The following is a 1766-nucleotide window of genomic DNA, read 5'->3' as shown; positions in this document are numbered from 1 at the left end:
AAAGGCTCTTTTCGTAAAGATTGTTGTTTTTAAAACGAAACTATTTAAGGTYGATTGGAGCGGAAGTGCGAGACTCCTGCGGGAGCAGCGGGACAGGTGAGACCCCACAGGCGTTTACGCCGAGGAGGCTCACCGCCCGCTCCAAGGAAAGCGAGCATCTGGAGGAGAAATCAACCACAACTCACTACCTGGTAAATAGCAACAAAGTATGTGAAAACAGCCTAAATAAAAAAAGGACTTATACCGACCAATACCTGTAAAGGGTTGGTAACAAAATGGAGGATTACTAAATGAATTCTAAATTTACACCATTATTTGATTCGTTCAATCTAGGAAAAGGGATGGAAGTGAAAAATCGGTTGGTGATGGCGCCTATGACAAATTTCTCTTCGAATCCTGACGGGACTGTAACCGATGCAGAAGTTAACTATTATGAACGTCGGTCTGGCGGGGTAGGCATGGTTATAACAGCTTGCACATACGTGACGGCCAATGGTAAAGGTTTTCATGGTGAATTTGGCGGAGATACGGATGAAATGATTCCTAGTTTACATCGTTTGGCTTCTGCGATTAAAGCAAAAGGTGCAAAAGCAATTCTACAAATATTTCATGGCGGCCGTGAGGTTCCACCGGAATTAGTACCAAATGGTGATGTTGTAAGTGCAGGCAATATTCCGTCGGAAGGCGAAGGGAAACCTGTTCCACGTCCACTAACTGAAAGAGAAATTGAATCGATCATTCTCGATTTTGGTGAAACCACTCGACGAGCGATTGAAGCTGGATTTGATGGTGTTGAAATTCACGGTGCCAATGGTTATTTACTCCAGCAATTCTTTTCACCGCATTCAAACCGTCGTGAAGACAAGTGGGGCGGATCGCTTGAAAAACGTCTGACTTTCCCATTAGCGGTTGTGGACGAAGTGAAAAAGGCTGTTGCTGAATATGCCAAAAATCCGTTCATCGTAGGATATCGCTTTTCACCGGAGGAGCCTGAAACACCAGGAATCACCATGGATGATACACTTGCATTGATTGATGGGCTTGTATCAAAAAATATTGATTATCTCCATGTTTCATTAATGGATTTCTGGTCGAAAGCAAGACGGGGAGTCGAGGCTGACCGACCTCGGATAGAAATTATAAAAGAACGTGTCGGAGATCAAGTTCCTGTCATCGGCGTTGGTTCCATCTATACAGCGGATGATGCAATCAAAGCACTGCAATCAGGGGTTCCGTTAATCGCATTGGGCCGTGAACTTATAATCGACCCTGAGTGGGTACAAAAAGTGGAACAAGGCAGGGAAACTGAAATCGTGACAAAAATAAACAAGGATAATCAGCAGCAACTTGATATTCCAGATCCATTATGGCAAGCGATCATCCATTCTCCAGGATGGTTCCCGGGGATTGAATAGGAGTTGTCTCCGTATTAATTAAACGTTACTATTTTGTCACAAGAATTCGATAACACTCGGAAAAAGTGAACAACAAAAAGAAGACCCTGTCATTATGATGATTGGTATTATCCCCTACAGGTAGACAGAGTAAAAAGAGAGCATGATAAAATGTTCTTAACAGTCTATCTGAGAGGGGATTTTTCTATGGCAAAAAAGGGGCAAACGTTTCAAACATATACAGAAGAATTAAAGCGAGAAGTTGTTCGTTTGAAGTTGGAGGAAGGCTGGTCATATCGTCGGCTTCGTGAGCGATTTGGTATCAAAAGTGATGCACAAATAGCGAATTGGGTAAAGAAAGTGCAAAATAAT

At 42.8% G+C, this 1766-nt stretch carries 3 protein-coding genes; all 3 read left to right on the top strand.

Features of this window, described 5'->3' with window-relative positions:
* Positions 1-23: 23 nt before the first annotated feature.
* Complete coding sequence (locus tag AC1DVK_RS26815; RefSeq protein ID WP_477627817.1) at positions 24-260, top strand: hypothetical protein; 237 nt, start codon at positions 24-26, stop codon at positions 258-260.
* A 30-nt stretch (positions 261-290) separates the two neighbouring features.
* Complete coding sequence (locus tag AC1DVK_RS26810) at positions 291-1415, top strand: NADH-dependent flavin oxidoreductase (RefSeq protein WP_410862362.1); 1125 nt, start codon at positions 291-293, stop codon at positions 1413-1415.
* Between the two features lie 186 nt (positions 1416-1601).
* A partial coding sequence (locus tag AC1DVK_RS26805; protein WP_477626572.1) for a helix-turn-helix domain-containing protein occupies positions 1602-1766 on the top strand: 165 nt, incomplete at its 3' end.

The sequence above is a fragment of the Peribacillus sp. P4_B1 genome (genome assembly GCF_056402395.1).
Note: the sequence above shows the minus strand (reverse complement) of the source record. Positions and strands in the feature narration are given on the sequence as shown.